Genomic DNA, 16,645 nt, shown 5'->3' with positions numbered 1-16,645 from the left:
TGCGAATTGACTTCGCTCATTGTTTTGGGTTCTTTTTAAACCCGCACACTTTTGCGAAAACATTATTCAGTTTTCAAGGTACTACCCGCTCCGCTTGTCAGCGGCGCTTTTTCCATTTTATCAGATGCTCTCGACTCTGTCAAGAACTTTTTTCTGACCCGCGCTGCCGCTTCTTTAAACAACAGCGCTTTTTATATTACTAAACTCAGTCGCTTTTGTCAACTGGTTTTTTATATCTTTTTTGCCGCCTTGCCTTTGCCTTACTGGCTTTGCCCTGACGACAGTTATTTATATTAGCAACCTTTTTTGGTTTTTGCAACCCTTTTTTATGATTTTTTTCAAGTGACTAACTTTAAAATTCATGCTAAAGTTGAAATATCAAGGTTTATTAGGAGGTTTTTTAAATAAAAAAATTTGATTTAGCAATTATCGGAGCAGGACCAATTGGACTTTTTAGTGCAAGTTTTGCTCATTTGCACGGGTTAAAAACTATTGTATTTGATTCATTAAGTGAAGCTGGAGGACAACCGAAATTACTGTACCCATTTAAAAAAATTTTCGACATTCCCGTATTTAACCAAATTACTGGAGCTGAATTAATTGAAAAGTTGATGTATTCAGCTGAAAGAAAAGCAAAATTTGTATTTGACCATCGTGTTAATTCTATTGAAAAAATTGAAGATTGCTTTTTAATTGATAAAGAATTTGAAGTTAAAAGTGTTATCATTGCTACTGGTAATGGTTCATTTACACCTAAAGCATTTCCTTTACACACAAATGATGAAATTGAAAAACATATTCACTATTTTATTAATGATCCCCAAAAATTTCAAAATCAAACAATTGGCATTTTTGGCGGCGGTGATTCCGCATTAGATTGGGCACTTGAGCTTGCAAATGTAGCTAATACCCAGATTAAAATCATACATCGCCGAAATGAATTTCGGGGGCTTGAAGCTAATGTTCAACAATTAAAGAAATTACAAAACGTTGAAGTTCTTACACCCTATCTGCCCAAAGCTGTTACTCTTAGCAATAATCAGCTTGAAATTGAATTAAAGGAAATAGGTACTACAAATATCATTGCTAAGAAATTTAATCAAATTGTTGTTGCCTATGGTTTTCGTAGCGATAATAATTTTGTAAGTAAGTGGGGCGTCAACTTAACCAAGGGACAAATTGGCGTTTCACGCGCAATGGAAACCAATATTTCAGGCATTTATGCAGTAGGAGATGCTGCATATTACCCAGAACGCGTCCCAGTAATTGGTCTAGGCTTTGGCGAAGCACAAATAGCAATTACATCAATTATGCGTTCACTTTTTCCCAAAAAAAATTTAACCATTCATTCAACCAGTATATAGGAGCAATTTATGACTATTGTCAATTTTATTCTACACATTGACCATCATTTGATTGAAATAGTAAATCAGTTTGGTAGCTGGACATACTTAATCATTTTTGGAATTATTTTTATTGAAACTGGATTAGTTATTTTCCCATTTTTACCAGGTGATTCGCTTATTTTTGCCGCCAGTTCAATGGCAGTTAATCCCAAATATAACCTCAATATTTGGCTAATTTATTTGGCTGTTGTTCTTGCCGCAGTTTTAGGTGATGCTTGTAATTATGAAATTGGGGCACGATCAGTGACTGCTGGAGAAAAATATTCTTGGTTCAACAAACTGATTAATCAAAAAAATCGCTTAGCAGCCGAACAGTTTTTCAATCGCCATGGACCGATCACTATTGTTATAGGTCGCTTTATCCCCTTTATTAGGACATTCGTTCCATTCATTTCTGGCGGTAGCAAAATGCACTACGGAAAATTTGCTATCTATAACATAGTCGGCGGAATCATTTGGAGTGGCATCTTCACTATAATTGGTGCTATTTTTGGCAACATACCATTTGTTAAAGATAATTTTTCCTTATTAATCTTGGCGATTATCTTAATTTCAATTTTACCAATTTTGCTTGTTACTCTCAAAAAACATTATACTCAAAAAAAGGAGCCCCATTAGGAGCTCCTTTTTATCGTTGCAATAATTGATTGGCAAAATATAGTTCATAAATAGTTCCACCTACAGCAAAGCAAGCGGCAAAAAAGCCTTCAGTCAAAAGATTGATAATTGGGTCAGTCTCAGGATTAAATAACCAAGTAGTACTTCCAATAAAAAATAGGTGATGAAAATTGATAAAAAATTGATCAAAATTCGTCAACGCAAAAGGTAGGGCAGCAACTGGTAAAAGCAACAATAATAGTGCACAAATTTTATTTAATCTGAAAAAGCTTTTTTTACTTTTACTGTTCCAAAAATACAATATTAAGCAACACAAAAAAGCAATAATTACTATGGTAAATAACTTTTTTACATCAGCAAAATGCTGTGCAGCCGCCATTGAGGTAGGTAAATTACTCATTCTAAGCTTCTTTTTAAGCGGCCATATTAAATACCATAACAATTGATTATAATTTCCCATTATTTGACCTATTGATAAATTGACTACCTTATAAGTTTTTTGTACCAAAACAAAAATCATTAAAAGAGGCCAACTAGCAATAACCGCTCCTACAACACTACTAGTAATTGCAAAAACAAAATGATAAATAATACTAAAAAAATTATTTTTGTCGATCATAATTTAATTTCATCCAAATTATTAACAATAAGTGTTGGTTGCCTTTTACCTTGAATATCTACTTTCTTTGTAATCCCAGTTAATACAAGTAATTGATCAACTTGGCTATTGAATCCTGCCTTAATATCAGTTTCATAATTGTCACCAATGATAAGTGCATCTTCTTTTAAACAATTTCTTTGCTTTAAAAGTAGCTCTACAATAATTTTTGCGGGTTTACCAATATATATTGGTTCACATCCACTTGCAGCAGCAATCATAGCACATTGTGAACCATTACCTGGTAGAAGCCCTTTTTCACTAGGCAGATTTAAATCGGCATTTGTGCCTATAAAAATTGCTCCCTTTCTGATTGCGCTGGTTGCAATTTGAACTTTGTGGTAGGTCAAATCAGTATCCATTCCTACAACTACATAAGTAGGATCACTAGGATTTAATTCAAATTCTGGATGCTTAAAAAATTCACTCCATAACCCAACCTGACCAATTAGATAGACACCAATTTTTTTATTTTCTTTTTCTTGGCTTAAAATGTAGCTAGTTGTTGCCATACATGGTGTATATATATGCGAAATATCCGTATTGATACCATGTTTTGCTAGCTTTTCAACCACCATCTGTGGCGTACGTGTTGTATTGTTAGTTAAAAAAAGATAATCCTTTCCCAATGATTCTAGTCGCTTGATGAAGCGCACTCCCGAAGCAATCGTATCTTGTCCCCGATAAATCGTACCATCAAGATCAATTAAAAATAAACGATAATCTTTCACCTAATTGCTACTCTTTCTTTTCTTAATAATAAAATTATGCTGTAACGTTGACCTGATCTTGACTTTCTTTCTTCTTCGATATTGGCTTTGGGATTGCTTTTTACTATTAGTAGAGCGGTAATGATGCACTGGACTTAGTAGCTTTAAAATAAAATAACCCGCACCAGGATTACAATATTCCATTAAATAATCAGCAATCGTTTGTTCCCTGCGATCAATTGTAGCTTGAACGTTATTTTTATAAAAGCCTTTTAAGCGCAAATGTTCACTTGAGACATCCCCAACCAAAAAATCATATTGATCTAAATAAGGATCATATTTTTGGCGTAAAACTTCTATACTTAGTGCTTCTTGCTTATTAACAACTATCTGATAAGATTGCTTATTAATTTTTAAATGATTACCGTTTAAGGTCACAACTGCTAAAGGATGCCGTAGGGGTTGTTCTTTAACAAAACGATTTTCTTTATTTGCCTTAGTTGTCTTGACTGCCATTTCTTTTTCCATCATCAATATCACTTCCTGTTAATGGATATTTTTTACTCAAATAATTACCAACTACTTCGCGTAAAAATTGTGGAAATAAAAACTGATTTTCACCCACAATTGCTAAAGTTGGAAAGAATGGTACTAAAATATAATGGTCTAATACGGCAATTTGATAGTTCTTTTTAAAATTTATTTGCTGATTATTCACATAAACTGATTGTTCAACTGGATCATATCTAACTCCTCGATAATACATCTGCCCAAAAATTTTGCCGCGAAAACTCATTCCCTGCAAATGAAAATGATCTAAGTAATGCCTGTTCTTTTCAATTTCCATAACTAAACGCCATAAGTCACACCCCTGAAGTGTTGTCCGTACTACATGCATTGAATGTGGCAATGCTTGTTGTAAATCATATTTAGTTAAAATTCCTTTTTTAAAAGGTGTTAGAAACAACCCTGAACTAAGCATTGCTATATCTGTTTGAGCAAAATTAGCAATTGCTTCCATCGATACTTCTATTGCCGCGTCTAAACTATTATCATATTGCTTAGGTAAATCAGCAATATATTCACGAGATAAAATTTCTTTTCCACACTTCAAATAATCTTTAACTGTCAGTTCATCAGCAGGCTCGCTTTTCATTAAACTAGTTGGTTCAACATGTGGCGAAATTTTTTGTATCTGATGCTCATTATCTATTTCAACGTAAATATTGCCTACAAAATTACCCCATTTTCCCGTCTGAGTAATCCAAACGTTATTAACCTCTAACCCATGTTTCAATAAATCATGACTATGTCCGCCAATAATCAAATCAATTTCTGGATAATTTTTTGCCAAAAAGCAGTCCATGTTTAACCCAACGTGTGTTAACAAAATTAGAACATCATATTGACCAGCAATCTTCGGTAATACCTCATCCATTGCCGCTTTCAACGTCTTGACATGCCAATGATTAGGTTCATAGGAAAGAGGATAAGCTGCAGTTAGCCCAATTAAAGCGATTCGCGTACCTTTATTAGTTTTAATAATTTTATCTTGCAGTGCCCAATTTGGCCTTGTTCCATCTTCTTCTTGTAAATTTGCCAGTAGAACGGGAAAGTTAGCATGATCAAATAAATGCTCTACTGTTTCATGAGAATTAGAAATACCCTCATTGTTACCAATTGTAATTGCATCATAATTGAATGAATTCATTAATTTAATATTTGCTTGGCCATAAGTTGCATCCGTTAATGGATTTGATCGATCCATAAAATCTCCTGCATCAAATGTTAAAACTTGATCAACAGACCTATCTTTTTGTGCTTTATGTAAATAACGAGCAATTTGAGGAAAATGCTCAAAATGTGAATGTAAATCATTAGTATGTAAAATACGCAGTTTTTCCATCTTTAACTCTCTATCCAATTTGATTAGATTTTAAAACCAAATTATAACTATCCAAAATCTTGCCTTTAGGTTTTTCCCACTCTACCCAAGTCGGATTTTTCCAATCTCGTTCATTATTTAAAGTTTCTAAATGATAATTCTGATTAATATACTTTTCATAGATGACCAAAGCCTTGGTACGAGGTATATTTAACTGTAAAATTCGCACATTTTTAATTAATCCATGATCAACCGCTAATTCAGCAATTCCATTTTGATCAATATTTGAAATTTCAAAATACTTGCTACCATCATTACGGATTATCTCTTCAATTAAATCAAATTCTTCATATTCTTCATTCATAAATTTTTCCTACATAATACATAAACTTAAATTGTGACATATAGCAAAAAATGTGCAACCATGCTATTGTAGTATTGATAGAGGTGTACACATGAAAGTTAACGGCCGTTTACTTAAAGCTTTATTTTTTAGTATAGTCTTTTTAATAACCAGTGGATTTACCGTTGTTGGTCATCGCGGAGATCCTAGTAAATACCCTGAAGAAACAATTCAAAGTGATGACTCTGCCTTCAATTCAGGAGCTGATTATGTCGAACTTGATTTGCATCTATCTTCAGATGGAGAATTAGTAATCTCGCATGACGATGATTTATACCGTGTCACCCATACTCATGCAATTGTATCACAAAACAATTGGCAAACACTTAGCCAATTAACATATGATAATGGTGAACATGTGCTTAGTTTAACACAACTTTTTGAACATTACCGTAAACAACCACAGGCTAAATTCATCTTAGAAACTAAAATCGATCACTCAATTGATCCTTCATATGAACTAGAAAATAAAATTGCCGCAACTATCAAAAAATATCATATGGAAAATCGTGTCATGATTCATTCCTTTTCAGTTGCCAGCTTGTTTCGCTTGCGCAAATTACTACCTGATGCCTATCTTATTCTCATAGTTGGCAGCCTTAAGCGAATTAATTTTAGTAATTTACCGCAAGTTAATGCGGTTAATATCTCATCTGACTTAATTTTAAATCATCCCTTCCTAATTCATTGGTTACACCGCTTAAATAAACAAGTTTTTGTTTGGGCCGAAATGGATGAATCACCATCATTATGGCATTGGCTAATTAATAAAAATATCGATGGTGTAGTAACTAACTTCCCTAGTACGGGTTTTAAATACAAATTAGCCAAAGAAGGAACTAAAAAATACGAAATTAACCGTCAAGGAATCTATTTCGGCAAAAATAAAACTACAACGATGATGAATCCCTACGTTCGTATTAAACAAAAAAAATTTATTTATCCAGGGCAGAGCTTAAACATAATGTATGGTGTTCGGGCTCATAATCAACTTTATTACCAAATTGCAAATCAAACTTTTGTTTCTGCTGAATTCGTCAATCTTGATTTAAAACCACAAGAGGTTATTCCCTACCAAGATAAACAACTTTTAGCTAAATCCCAGGCTCCAGTTACCATCTACCGTTATCCTGAAAATCAAGCAAAAACGAAAAAAATATTACCAGCTAATCAATTATTCAAAATTAAAAATTTCAATGGTAGTCCAAACAGCATGTGGCTTAAGACTACACTAGGTTGGGTTAAAGCTCGCGATATTCTCTTTTACGGCTTTTTTGATGATGCTAGTTGGCAGCAATACCACAATTTACCTCGCATGAACCGCTACACTAATATTGCTTTAACAGCATATCAACCCCTACAATCCCCACCTGTAAAAACTATTATAGAAACATTAGTAGCTTTAAATAAAAGAGACGGCAGCAAAAGCTAAAATTGTCTCCTAACTTGTAAATCTACTGAATCAATTTGCGGATTGTCTCATTGATATTGCTCCTAATTTAAGTCGTCATAGTAAATTGCACTCAAACAAAAGAAGCGAGTCTGAGAAAAATTATTTTCCTAAACCAATAAAAAGCAGACAAAACACTAAAAGCTGTGTTTTGTCTGCTTTTTTGTATAAAGAACTAGTTGTCCCAGACTTTTTTACTTATTCATTTGATGTACTTTGCTTTTTTAATAATTCATATGGCAATTCAATTTGCATATTAGCCACTTCTTCGTTACTCATTAGTTTTGTTAGCATGCGCATCGCTACTGCACCAATATCATATAATGGTTGACGCACTGCGGTTATAGCTGGACGAACAACAGAAGCAATTTGTGTCGCACTTGCTGTCACAATTTCCATATCCTTGGGAATATTTTTACCAGCATCAATTGCAGAATTTAGAATACCCACTGCAGCAACATCACGAGTAACTAGAACACCATCAATATGATCATCTTGCAATTGTGAAAATAAATTGTAACCATCCGAATGATCTTTAATATTGGTATAAATATGCTCTGGACCCAAATTATTCTTCTTCATAAAGTTTTTATAAGCAGGAATCCTATTTTCGGCATTAACAAATGTATCAGGATTATCTAAAACAAGCGCCAAATTTTTTCTGCCATCATTATAAAAGAGATTTAAAGCTTCAGTATCTGCCTTTTGATAATCAATCGAAACAGAAGGGAATTCTTTATGGCGATCTTTTGTTCCAGCTAAAACTACTGGTGTATCAGTCCGCTTAAAGGCCTCAGCAGCTTCATTAGGCAAATTATCAGCCATATAAATAACGCCATCGACTTGTTTATTTAATAGTCCTTGAATTGCCTGATCTTCTCGCATCAATTGATTTTCAATACTCGTAATAATGATATTGTATTTATAAAGCAAAGCAATATCATCAATTCCTTTTGAAAGTTCTGCAAAATATAAATTAGTTAAGTCAGGTACAATTAAACCAACTGTAGTTGTTCGTTTAGAAGCAAGACCTTGTGCTACAGCATTAGGCTGATAGTGCAGGCGCTTGATAACTTCCATTACTCGGTCTTTGGTATCTTTACGTACATTGGTATTGCCATTAACAACCCTTGAAACGGTCGCCATAGATACCTTGGCCTCACGAGCAACATCATAAATTGTAATATCTTGTTTACGCATCCTTTTCCCCCGTTTTAAAAATACTAGTATCAAATTTAGCATGCTTTTCCAAAAATTGCAAACGTTTACAACTATTCTTTCATTTTTTCATATAAAGAACATGGTATACTTCTTTTAATTAATCAATTGATTGAAAGGAATAATCATGAATTTAAATAAATTACAAGAATGGTTACAAAGTTCTGGCAACGATATCGCCTACATTTCTAATCCAACAACAATCGCTTATTTTACTGGTTATGAAATGGAACCACATGAGCGGATTTTTTGCTTAATAGCCTTTAAGGATCATGAACCCTTTGTATTTGTTCCTGCATTAAATGTCGAAGAAGCTAAAAATTCAGCTTGGGATGGTGATGTTTATGGCTATCTTGACTCCGAAAATCCTTGGGCGCTCATTGCCGACAAAGTAAAAAGCCGAACTTCAGCATATCAAAGATGGGCGTTAGAGAAAAATAATTTGTCTGTTTCTCATTATCAATTAATACATCAGCAATTTCCAGATGCTAATTTTGATAGCGATCTATCCAATTTTATTGCTAAAATTCGTTTGTATAAAACGCCAGTAGAAATTGCGGAGTTACAAGCCGCTGGTCGCGAAGCTGACTTTGCTTTTCAAATCGGCTTTGACGCTATTAAAACAGGCGTTACTGAACGCTATATCGCTGGACAAATTGACTATCAACTTAAGTTGCAAAAAGGCGTTATGCACGAAAGCTTTGAAACTATTGTGCAAACTGGAGCTAATGCGGCCAATCCCCATCTTGGACCTACAATGAATACCGTTAAGCCAAATGAATTAGTTCTATTTGATTTAGGCACAATGCATAATGGTTATGCCTCTGATTCAAGCAGAACGGTAGCTTACGGAGAACCAACAGCTAAACAGAAAGAAATATATGAAATTGATCGTGAAGCTCAACAAGCAGCAATTGACGCAGTTCGTCCTGGAATGACTGCTGCTGAACTTGACAGTGTTGCCCGCGACGTTATTACTAAAGCAGGGTATGGTGAATATTTCATTCATCGTTTGGGCCATGGCATTGGTAAGGAAGTCCATGAATATCCTTCAATCGTTCAAGGCAATGATTTAATTATCGAAGAGGGCATGTGTTTTTCTATTGAGCCCGGAATTTATATACCAAATGTTGCTGGCGTCAGAATTGAAGACTGCGGGGTTGTAACTAAAAATGGCTATGAACCCTTTACTCATACCAGTAAAGAATTAAAAATTTTACCATTAAAAGATTAATTATTTAGCTATAATTAAAAAATGCACGAGAAAATTTTTTCTCGTGCATTTTTAGATACTTCTATGGTCTAACATATGAATCATTTGAACCATATGTTTCATCAGGCTTATTTATATTATTAACATTCTCAGCATGATGTAAGTCACTAACTAAATCTTCTGCATGATCTTGCACTGCAGCAACTGCGTCAGTAGAATTATCAATGACAATATCATCAAAATCTTTCAACTCTGAATCATCTTCAACATTTTTGGGAAATGAAGCCAACTGATTCTTAACAACCTCTGTTCCATTATCGTATTTCTTCTTTAAATCTTGAACGGCTTCATTATTTTTAACCTTTTTCTTTAATTCATCAATCTGGTTATCAGAAACTAATAATGAACCAGCTAAAAAGCCTGCAGTACCACCAATAATTGTACCAAATATAAAACTTGTAAGTTTTTTCATAAAAATTAACTCCTTCTACTTAATTTATTAGTCCTTGCCTTTACGGCGCCTACGTCTGGCAAATACCGAAGTTAAAGCCGAAGACATTACACCGTTACGTTTCAAATGAAAATTGCTGACTTTTTTTGCCATCCGCCGCGAAGAAGCATTAACATCTGAAACACTTACACCTAAATCAGCGGCTGCTTGAACAACCGGATCCATAGTTTTCATCTTTACATTAACATCTGCCATTAAAACATTGGTCTTATCTAGCAAATCACCAGTTTGATCGAGTAATTCATCAACATCTTTTGTTACTTGTTGAATGGATTCATTGGTAAGCTGGATTGTTTTATTTACTTCCTTGGCTGCTTTTGCAACACGAATAAGTACTGGTATTGTAAAAAGTACTAAAATTAATAATGCGACTGCCGCAATTAAACCTGCCAGTGCACCATAGGAAATTATCATCTTCTACCTCCAATTCTGTACCTAGAAAAAGTCTAGCATGAAAATAGGTTAATCTCAATCTATATGTAATAATTTGCTATAGTTAATATAAATATATGAAAGGTAGAAATTATGAATAAGTCATTTCAAATAAATCAAAGAGTATTAAAGTTTAATTGGGATAGATTAGGCGAACAAGCACTTACAGTTTTATGGCAGTTAGCTATTTCAACTATTGTTTTCTATATTATTGATCAATGTGGTAAAAAAGTAATTAGTCACTATTTAAAGCATAATAGACAGCCACAAAATAAACGTACACGAACTGTAGCAACCTTAATTACTAGTATTTTTGAATATACCGTGATTTTCTTTTATTTGTTTGCTGTTTTATCAATTTTGGGTATTCCTGTTGGAACTTTATTAACTAGTGCTGGAATTTTTTCATTAGCTATTGGTATGGGAGCACAAGGTTTTGTTAGTGACTTAGTTAATGGTTTTTTTATTCTTAGTGAAGACCAATTCGATGTTGGTGATTTAGTCCAACTTAATAATCAAACAGGCATTGTAATTCAATTGGGATTACGTACTACACGACTACAAGCTACTGATGGATCAATTATTTATATTCCCAACCGAAATATATCAATTGTGCAAAATCTAGCCCATGGCGGGATTGGTCTTGATATTGAGTTACAACTAAAAGCCGATAATGACTTCAATAAAGTTAATGCTCTGATTAAAAAAGTCAACGGTACTATTTCTCATGACTCACTTATTCAAAAGCCCCAAATTATTGGTATTACAGAGCAAACAGCCCAAACAATAAAATATGTCATCCACTTTCAAGTTGATACTGGCTGTGAACAAGTTGTGCGTGATCGCTATTTAACAGCATATTTAGCAACATTATCCCAAAATAATATTACCTTAGCTAGTTAATCAAAAAAACAGGTACTTTATAGTAAACCTGTTTTTTTTAATTTATTCAAATTGAGCTAACCAGGTTGGAAAGATTGCTAATAATTTGTTAATTGCTTTTCCTCGATGTGACAAACTATTTTTTTCTAGTAAGGTCATCTCAGCAAATGTCTTGCCCTTTTCAGCAACATAAAAAAGGGAATCGTAACCAAAGCCATCAGCCCCACGCGGAGATAGCAAAATTTGTCCTGTACACTGCCCACTAACAACTAAATCTCGATCAAAAAAGTTAGGCATAGATACAATAATCGTCGTATTAAAATGCGCTGTTCTCTTTTCAAGTGGAACTCCACCCAATTCTGCCAATAACTTAGCATTATTTTTAGAATCGTTATGTTCTTCACCAGCATATCGAGCTGAACGGACACCTGGAGCTCCATAAAGCGCATCAACCATTAACCCAGAGTCATCAGCAATAGTCACCATTTGACTAAAATCAGCTAAAGCATGTGCTTTCAATTTTGCATTTTGGACAAAGGTTGTTCCCGTTTCTGCAACAACTGGTGGATTAGATAAATCATTATTTGTTATTATATCTAGCTTAAAGCCATTCTTTTGGAAAGCTGCCCTTAATTCTCTAGCCTTTCCCTGATTAGTCGTTGCAAATAAAATTTTCACCTGTCTTCTCCTCTTTATATTTGTTGCGCCTGAAAATTAGAATCATTTAATACTAATCGACCCAATTCATTAACTTTCTCCACTTTACCCGTCGTATAAAATTCATGCTGGGCTACAGCTAAGTTAGCATTCAATAAATGCTCTTTTTTTAACAAGTTATATGTGTATTGTGCCACTTGATCTGCAGGATCAATCACCTGTACATGTGAACCAACTTGACGTTCAAATTCTGAACGAATAATTGGATAATGAGTACAACCAAGAATTAAGGTATCAAAATCAACTGCTTGTAAAGGCAATAATATTTCAGATAATGCCTTATCATATTCACTATGGCTAGCATTATTCTCAATTAATGGTACTAACTGCGGCGCAGCGACTTCTGTTACCTCTATTTTTGGGGCGTATTTAGTAATCTCTTCTTGATACGCATGAAGATTAGTGGTCATTTGCGTTGCAACAACAGCAATTTTTTGATTTTGGCTAGCATTGATTGCACATTTAGCCCCCGCCGGAATTACACCAATAATTTTAGGACTAATTTGTTTTTGAATAATATCCATGGCTACTGCAGTAGCAGTATTACATGCAAAAATTATTACTTTAACATTTTTACTTAGTAAAAAATTCACACTTGCTAACGTCAACGAAATAATTTCGGCCTGTGATTTATTACCATATGGAATATGAGCGTTATCACCTACAAAAATTATATTTTCATTCGGCATTTTTTTTATAACTTTTTTAACTACTGTTAATCCGCCAACACCAGAATCTAATAACCCAATTGGTCGCTTATCCATATCATAAATCTCCCTAAATTCTTTCTACTTCCATCAATTTTACGGTAAAATAAAAGAAAATAAAAGGGATGAATTCTTTATGCACAACGACAACCAACAAAATGAACATATCTATTTTGTCAATCAATTATACCGTGACTTTCTTTTACCAACAATTTTAGGGAGCGATAATAATGAAATTCTCTATTGGGCTGGTAAAAGAATTGCTAGAAAATATGATCTAGCCTCCTTTGACGATATTAATAGTTTTTTTTCAACTACAGGATTCGGTATTTTGACTAAAATCAAAGAACGACGTACAGAAATTATAATGGAATTAACAGGACAAAGTGTAGTTGATCGGCTAAATAGTGGAATTAATGAATTTTCATTAGAAGCTGGCATCATTGCAGAAGCTTTCCAAAATGAAACTAATCGTACTACTGAATGTGAACAAAAAATTGATGAAAAGCAAAAAAAAGTTCAACTAATTACCAAGTTTAGCTAAACTTTTAAGTCTATCTATTTAATTTTTTGGTCTTTTTGCAATATGATTATTAAATGGAGGTGCAAAAATGTTAAAAGAATTTAAAAAATTTATTGAACGAGGAAATGTAATTGATCTCGCAGTTGGTGTAATCATTGGTGGAGCATTCACTAATATTGTTAACTCCTTAGTAACCAATCTAATTAATCCATTAATTGGCCTATTTATTGGTAAAATTGACTTATCCAATTTAGTTCTTAAAGTTAGCGGAGCAACATTTAGATATGGTGAATTTATTAATACAGTAATTAATTTCCTAATCATTGCATTTATTGTTTTTTTACTTGTTAAAGCCGTTAATAAAGTTACTAAACATGATGAACAGCAGCAACAACCAGCTGGCCCATCTACAGAAGATTACCTCAAACAAATTCGTGATCTATTAAAAGAAAAAAGCAATTAAAATCCTACTTAGTAAAAGTTTTTAAAGCCAATTATAATAACCCTAAAATCATAATAATTTTAGGGTTATTTATTAGCTCTTAATCTGTATACTGATTTAAAATTTGATTGAGTTTAGCCTTAGGCGTATAACCCGTTAATCTGTCAACAATCGCACCATTTTTCTTAATAACAAGCGTCGGGATAGCCATAATACCTAATGAACTAGGCGTCGCTTTATTTTGGTCGACATCCATTTTGGTAAATTTTACATCTTGCCGCTCTTCAGCTAGTTCTTCAATTACTGGTGACTGCATCTTGCATGGTCCACACCAAGTTGCCCAAAAATCAACCAGTACAACACCATCTTTAGTTTCTGTTTCATAATTTTGATCTGTTAGTTCATCTACCATAGTCATACCTCACCAATAATACATTAAATCTTTCTTTGATAATGTAATTATAGCATTATGCTTACTTTTTACAAGTGAAATGTTTTTACTTTAAATGCACAATTGTAGCACCATTTCCCCCCTCATTTGCTGGGGCATAATTATAGCTCTTAACATGCCTACTTGATTGTAAATATTGCCAAACGCCCTTTCTAATTGCACCTGTACCAATACCATGAATAATTGTAACTACATCGAGTCCTGCTAAAAGGACAGAATCAAGATAAAGATCAAGATTATTCATAGCTTCTTCATAACGCTGGCCACGTAAATCTAATTCACTTTTAGCGTTACTGCGACGCTTCGCACTGACTGCATACACCTTTGCCTTAGCCTTAGAATTATGAGAAGATTCAGTCTTTTCGATATCTTGATCACTGACTTTAACTTTAATAATTCCGAGTCGCACCTCATACTGATGCTCACTTAATTTTTTGGCTATTGTGCCAACTTGACCATATGATAAAACCTTAACTTGATCACCTACTTTAACCTGGTGCCGTCGTTTTTCTCGCTGTAATACCCGGTTATGAATCAAATTATCATTTTGTTGTTTTAATTGGTTCAATTCACCTTTAGCAGCAATTAATTGATTTTGCTTAATATTACCCTGTTGCTGCTCTAACTGTGCAATAATATGGTCAGCTTTTTTACGGCTCTTAGCTATGACCTCATCAGCTCTTTCTTGAGCAAACTCAAGTTGCTTTTGCACGCGCTGATTATACCAATCTAAAGCATGCTCAAGTTTTATTTCTAATTTTTTAGACCGATCAAGAGAAGACTCCAGATGGTTACGCGCTACCGTAGCCGCATTAGTTTGCTTAGTCAATTGCTCGATCATCTGATTGATATCAGCATTATCTTCATCTAATAAGCTTTCAGCATTTTTGACAACATCTTCACGCATCCCTAATCTGCGTGCAATAGCAAAAGCATTACTATGACCAGGAATTCCAATTTGTAAATGATAAGTTGGCGCTAAAGTCTTTAAATCAAATTCCATTGAAGCATTGCTTGTTCTAGGTCGGTTATAGCCATAAAGTTTTAATTCAGGATAATGCGTAGTAACCATAATTTTAGCCTTTTTATGACGGAAAAAATCTAAAATACTTATAGCAAGACTAGCGCCCTCTTCTGGATCAGTTCCTGCACCAATTTCATCAATTAAGACTAAGGATTCATCGTTAACTTTTTTCATCATTTTAATGATTCCGTTAATATGAGACGAAAAAGTACTTAATGATTGTTCGATTGATTGTTCATCGCCAACATCGACACAAATATCTCTAAAAATTCCTACCTTGCTATTTTCTGCTGCCGGAATAAATAGCCCAGCCTGAGCCATCAGTTGGAGTAGCCCCACAGTTTTTAAGGTAATTGTCTTACCCCCAGTGTTGGGACCCGTAATTAGAACCGTATCAAAATCTTTTCCTAAATAAATATCGTTTGCGACTACTATTGCAGAATTAATCAGTGGATGGCGTGCTTTTAAAAGACTCAATGAATGATCAGTTGTCAATTTTGGTTCGGTTGCCTTCATCTCATAAGCTAATTTCGCTTTAGCCTGCAAAAAGTCCAGTTCTACCAGGGAGGCAGCAATCTGATCAATCAAATCAACTTCTTGGCGTGCTAAATCAGATAAATTACGTAAAATACGTCGTTCTTCCTGCTTTGCTTGCGCAAGCATATTCTGTTGATGATTATTTAAATTCAAGACCGCACTTGGTTCTATGAATAAAGTCTGCCCACTGGAACTTTGATCATGAACAACACCACCAAATTTATTTCGATATTCCTGCTTAACTGGAATAACATAGCGGTCATCACGAATAGTAACTATTTGTTCAGATAAATATTTACTCGTATTACCTTTAAGATAACCATCCAGCTTTTTTTTGATTTCTTGGTCATTACTTTTTAGTTCGTAACGTAAATGAGCTAGTTTGGTTGAAGCAGTATCAAGTATAGTTCCATCGAACTCAATTGCTTTTTTAAGTTCACTAAACAAATACTCCGGTATTTCTAAATTATCCAGAATACTTGCAATAGCTGTTAAATCTAGATCTTCTTCATCAATTTCCACTAAAAAATCATTTACATCACTGGCTAATGTTAGTACCAGCAGCAAATTGCCTAATTCTTGAGCATTTAAATTTGCTTTAATCCTTAAGCGCTTAGTACTTGGTGTTACATCAGCAAAATCGGTTAAAGGTAGTTGCCCTTTAATACGTAATAAATTTGCACCCACTAATGTTTGCTGAAGAGCGAGTTTAACTTGATTAAAATCTATACTTGGCGTTAAAGTAGCTGCTCTTTTTCTAGCTGGTTCAGTAATTGCCTGTAGTTGCAATTTTTCTGTTATTTTAGCAAATTCTAAAGTCTTTAATGTCTTATTATCCATGCCTAAAATTCTCTATCA

19 protein-coding genes are annotated in these 16,645 nt (G+C 33.9%); 7 read left to right on the top strand and 12 right to left on the bottom strand.

All coding sequences use genetic code 11. The features are described from left to right. Positions 1–425 precede the first annotated feature (425 nt). Both F5ESL0225_RS01555 and F5ESL0225_RS01550 read left to right on the top strand, forming a co-directional pair. Positions 426–1,364 carry an NAD(P)/FAD-dependent oxidoreductase gene (locus F5ESL0225_RS01555; RefSeq protein ID WP_122047733.1) on the top strand — a complete coding sequence of 313 codons (939 nt, stop codon included), beginning with the start codon at positions 426–428 and terminating at the stop codon, positions 1,362–1,364. 9 nt (positions 1,365–1,373) lie between these two features. Beyond that, positions 1,374–2,024 (top strand): VTT domain-containing protein, encoded by a 651-nt coding sequence (locus F5ESL0225_RS01550; RefSeq protein WP_122047732.1) that lies wholly within the window; start codon positions 1,374–1,376, stop codon positions 2,022–2,024. A gap of 10 nt (positions 2,025–2,034) precedes the next feature. On the opposite strand, the gene F5ESL0225_RS01545 is transcribed toward F5ESL0225_RS01550, so the two are convergent. The 5 genes from F5ESL0225_RS01545 to F5ESL0225_RS01525 are packed head-to-tail and all read right to left on the bottom strand — an operon-like array spanning position 2,035 to position 5,641. Beyond that, positions 2,035–2,643: a TIGR01906 family membrane protein gene (locus tag F5ESL0225_RS01545; protein ID WP_090093643.1), complete on the bottom strand. Its 609-nt coding sequence runs from the start codon at positions 2,641–2,643 to the stop codon at positions 2,035–2,037. Beyond that, positions 2,640–3,413, bottom strand: coding sequence for a TIGR01457 family HAD-type hydrolase (locus F5ESL0225_RS01540; RefSeq protein ID WP_122021331.1), 774 nt, complete (start codon positions 3,411–3,413; stop codon positions 2,640–2,642). Before F5ESL0225_RS01540 ends, F5ESL0225_RS01545 begins: the two co-directional genes overlap by 4 nt. After that, entirely contained in the window at positions 3,414–3,923 is a 510-nt protein-coding gene (locus F5ESL0225_RS01535; RefSeq protein ID WP_199688755.1) for a YutD family protein, read from the bottom strand. Continuing rightward, positions 3,889–5,298 carry a bifunctional UDP-sugar hydrolase/5'-nucleotidase gene (locus tag F5ESL0225_RS01530; RefSeq protein WP_122047731.1) on the bottom strand — a complete coding sequence of 470 codons (1,410 nt, stop codon included), beginning with the start codon at positions 5,296–5,298 and terminating at the stop codon, positions 3,889–3,891. Before F5ESL0225_RS01530 ends, F5ESL0225_RS01535 begins: the two co-directional genes overlap by 35 nt. Positions 5,299–5,308: 10 nt before the next feature. Next, entirely contained in the window at positions 5,309–5,641 is a 333-nt protein-coding gene (locus F5ESL0225_RS01525) for a hypothetical protein (RefSeq protein WP_090093637.1), read from the bottom strand. A 91-nt stretch (positions 5,642–5,732) separates the two neighbouring features. On the opposite strand from F5ESL0225_RS01525, the gene F5ESL0225_RS01520 reads away from it, so the two are divergent. Continuing rightward, complete coding sequence (locus tag F5ESL0225_RS01520; RefSeq protein ID WP_122047730.1) at positions 5,733–7,112, top strand: glycerophosphodiester phosphodiesterase; 1,380 nt, start codon at positions 5,733–5,735, stop codon at positions 7,110–7,112. Between the two features lie 216 nt (positions 7,113–7,328). Here the strand turns inward: F5ESL0225_RS01520 and F5ESL0225_RS01515 are convergent, their stop codons facing one another. Next, a complete protein-coding gene (locus tag F5ESL0225_RS01515; protein WP_122024441.1) occupies positions 7,329–8,330 on the bottom strand; it encodes a substrate-binding domain-containing protein in 1,002 nt (333 codons plus the stop codon). A 145-nt stretch (positions 8,331–8,475) separates the two neighbouring features. On the opposite strand from F5ESL0225_RS01515, the gene F5ESL0225_RS01510 reads away from it, so the two are divergent. Further along, positions 8,476–9,582, top strand: a complete 1,107-nt coding sequence (locus F5ESL0225_RS01510; protein ID WP_122021327.1) for an aminopeptidase P family protein — start codon at positions 8,476–8,478, stop codon at positions 9,580–9,582. Positions 9,583–9,643: 61 nt separating this feature from the next. Here F5ESL0225_RS01510 and F5ESL0225_RS01505 read toward each other — a convergent pair whose 3' ends face one another. Further along, the gene (locus tag F5ESL0225_RS01505; protein ID WP_122021326.1) at positions 9,644–10,033 is read right to left on the bottom strand and encodes a DUF1269 domain-containing family protein; all 390 of its coding nucleotides are present in this window, start codon (positions 10,031–10,033) and stop codon (positions 9,644–9,646) included. A gap of 27 nt (positions 10,034–10,060) precedes the next feature. After that, on the bottom strand, positions 10,061–10,486 hold the full coding sequence (locus F5ESL0225_RS01500; RefSeq protein ID WP_122021325.1) for a DUF948 domain-containing protein: 426 nt from the start codon (positions 10,484–10,486) through the stop codon (positions 10,061–10,063). Between the two features lie 111 nt (positions 10,487–10,597). On the opposite strand from F5ESL0225_RS01500, the gene F5ESL0225_RS01495 reads away from it, so the two are divergent. Beyond that, entirely contained in the window at positions 10,598–11,407 is an 810-nt protein-coding gene (locus F5ESL0225_RS01495) for a mechanosensitive ion channel family protein (protein WP_090093625.1), read from the top strand. Positions 11,408–11,449: 42 nt separating this feature from the next. Here the strand turns inward: F5ESL0225_RS01495 and F5ESL0225_RS01490 are convergent, their stop codons facing one another. Both F5ESL0225_RS01490 and murI read right to left on the bottom strand, forming a co-directional pair. Further along, a complete protein-coding gene (locus F5ESL0225_RS01490) occupies positions 11,450–12,064 on the bottom strand; it encodes an XTP/dITP diphosphatase (RefSeq protein WP_122047729.1) in 615 nt (204 codons plus the stop codon). A 14-nt stretch (positions 12,065–12,078) separates the two neighbouring features. Then, the gene (gene murI, locus F5ESL0225_RS01485; RefSeq protein WP_122047728.1) at positions 12,079–12,867 is read right to left on the bottom strand and encodes a glutamate racemase; all 789 of its coding nucleotides are present in this window, start codon (positions 12,865–12,867) and stop codon (positions 12,079–12,081) included. Between the two features lie 79 nt (positions 12,868–12,946). Between murI and F5ESL0225_RS01480 the strand changes: the two genes are divergently transcribed. Further along, positions 12,947–13,354, top strand: a complete 408-nt coding sequence (locus F5ESL0225_RS01480) for a YslB family protein (protein ID WP_118906964.1) — start codon at positions 12,947–12,949, stop codon at positions 13,352–13,354. 67 nt (positions 13,355–13,421) lie between these two features. Further along, a complete protein-coding gene (gene mscL / locus F5ESL0225_RS01475; protein ID WP_118896636.1) occupies positions 13,422–13,796 on the top strand; it encodes a large-conductance mechanosensitive channel protein MscL in 375 nt (124 codons plus the stop codon). A 79-nt stretch (positions 13,797–13,875) separates the two neighbouring features. Here the strand turns inward: mscL and trxA are convergent, their stop codons facing one another. After that, positions 13,876–14,187: a thioredoxin gene (gene trxA / locus F5ESL0225_RS01470; RefSeq protein ID WP_122047727.1), complete on the bottom strand. Its 312-nt coding sequence runs from the start codon at positions 14,185–14,187 to the stop codon at positions 13,876–13,878. Positions 14,188–14,272: 85 nt separating this feature from the next. Next, positions 14,273–16,627: an endonuclease MutS2 gene (locus F5ESL0225_RS01465; protein WP_122047726.1), complete on the bottom strand. Its 2,355-nt coding sequence runs from the start codon at positions 16,625–16,627 to the stop codon at positions 14,273–14,275. Positions 16,628–16,645 lie beyond the last annotated feature (18 nt).

It is taken from the genome of Lactobacillus sp. ESL0225 (assembly GCF_003692905.1).
GTDB lineage: Bacteria > Bacillota > Bacilli > Lactobacillales > Lactobacillaceae > Lactobacillus > Lactobacillus bombicola.
This window is presented reverse-complemented; position numbering and strand designations above follow the sequence as displayed.

Coding starts and splice junctions, on each gene's coding strand:
- F5ESL0225_RS01480 (WP_118906964.1), top strand. CDS start 12,947: ATGCACAACGACAACCAACAAAATGAACATATCTATTTTGTCAATCAA.
- murI (WP_122047728.1), bottom strand. CDS start 12,867: ATGGATAAGCGACCAATTGGGTTATTAGATTCTGGTGTTGGCGGATTA.
- F5ESL0225_RS01495 (WP_090093625.1), top strand. CDS start 10,598: ATGAATAAGTCATTTCAAATAAATCAAAGAGTATTAAAGTTTAATTGG.
- F5ESL0225_RS01510 (WP_122021327.1), top strand. CDS start 8,476: ATGAATTTAAATAAATTACAAGAATGGTTACAAAGTTCTGGCAACGAT.
- F5ESL0225_RS01530 (WP_122047731.1), bottom strand. CDS start 5,298: ATGGAAAAACTGCGTATTTTACATACTAATGATTTACATTCACATTTT.
- F5ESL0225_RS01515 (WP_122024441.1), bottom strand. CDS start 8,330: ATGCGTAAACAAGATATTACAATTTATGATGTTGCTCGTGAGGCCAAG.
- F5ESL0225_RS01500 (WP_122021325.1), bottom strand. CDS start 10,486: ATGATAATTTCCTATGGTGCACTGGCAGGTTTAATTGCGGCAGTCGCA.
- F5ESL0225_RS01520 (WP_122047730.1), top strand. CDS start 5,733: ATGAAAGTTAACGGCCGTTTACTTAAAGCTTTATTTTTTAGTATAGTC.
- mscL (WP_118896636.1), top strand. CDS start 13,422: ATGTTAAAAGAATTTAAAAAATTTATTGAACGAGGAAATGTAATTGAT.
- F5ESL0225_RS01525 (WP_090093637.1), bottom strand. CDS start 5,641: ATGAATGAAGAATATGAAGAATTTGATTTAATTGAAGAGATAATCCGT.
- trxA (WP_122047727.1), bottom strand. CDS start 14,187: ATGGTAGATGAACTAACAGATCAAAATTATGAAACAGAAACTAAAGAT.
- F5ESL0225_RS01545 (WP_090093643.1), bottom strand. CDS start 2,643: ATGATCGACAAAAATAATTTTTTTAGTATTATTTATCATTTTGTTTTT.
- F5ESL0225_RS01505 (WP_122021326.1), bottom strand. CDS start 10,033: ATGAAAAAACTTACAAGTTTTATATTTGGTACAATTATTGGTGGTACT.
- F5ESL0225_RS01535 (WP_199688755.1), bottom strand. CDS start 3,923: ATGATGGAAAAAGAAATGGCAGTCAAGACAACTAAGGCAAATAAAGAA.
- F5ESL0225_RS01465 (WP_122047726.1), bottom strand. CDS start 16,627: ATGGATAATAAGACATTAAAGACTTTAGAATTTGCTAAAATAACAGAA.
- F5ESL0225_RS01550 (WP_122047732.1), top strand. CDS start 1,374: ATGACTATTGTCAATTTTATTCTACACATTGACCATCATTTGATTGAA.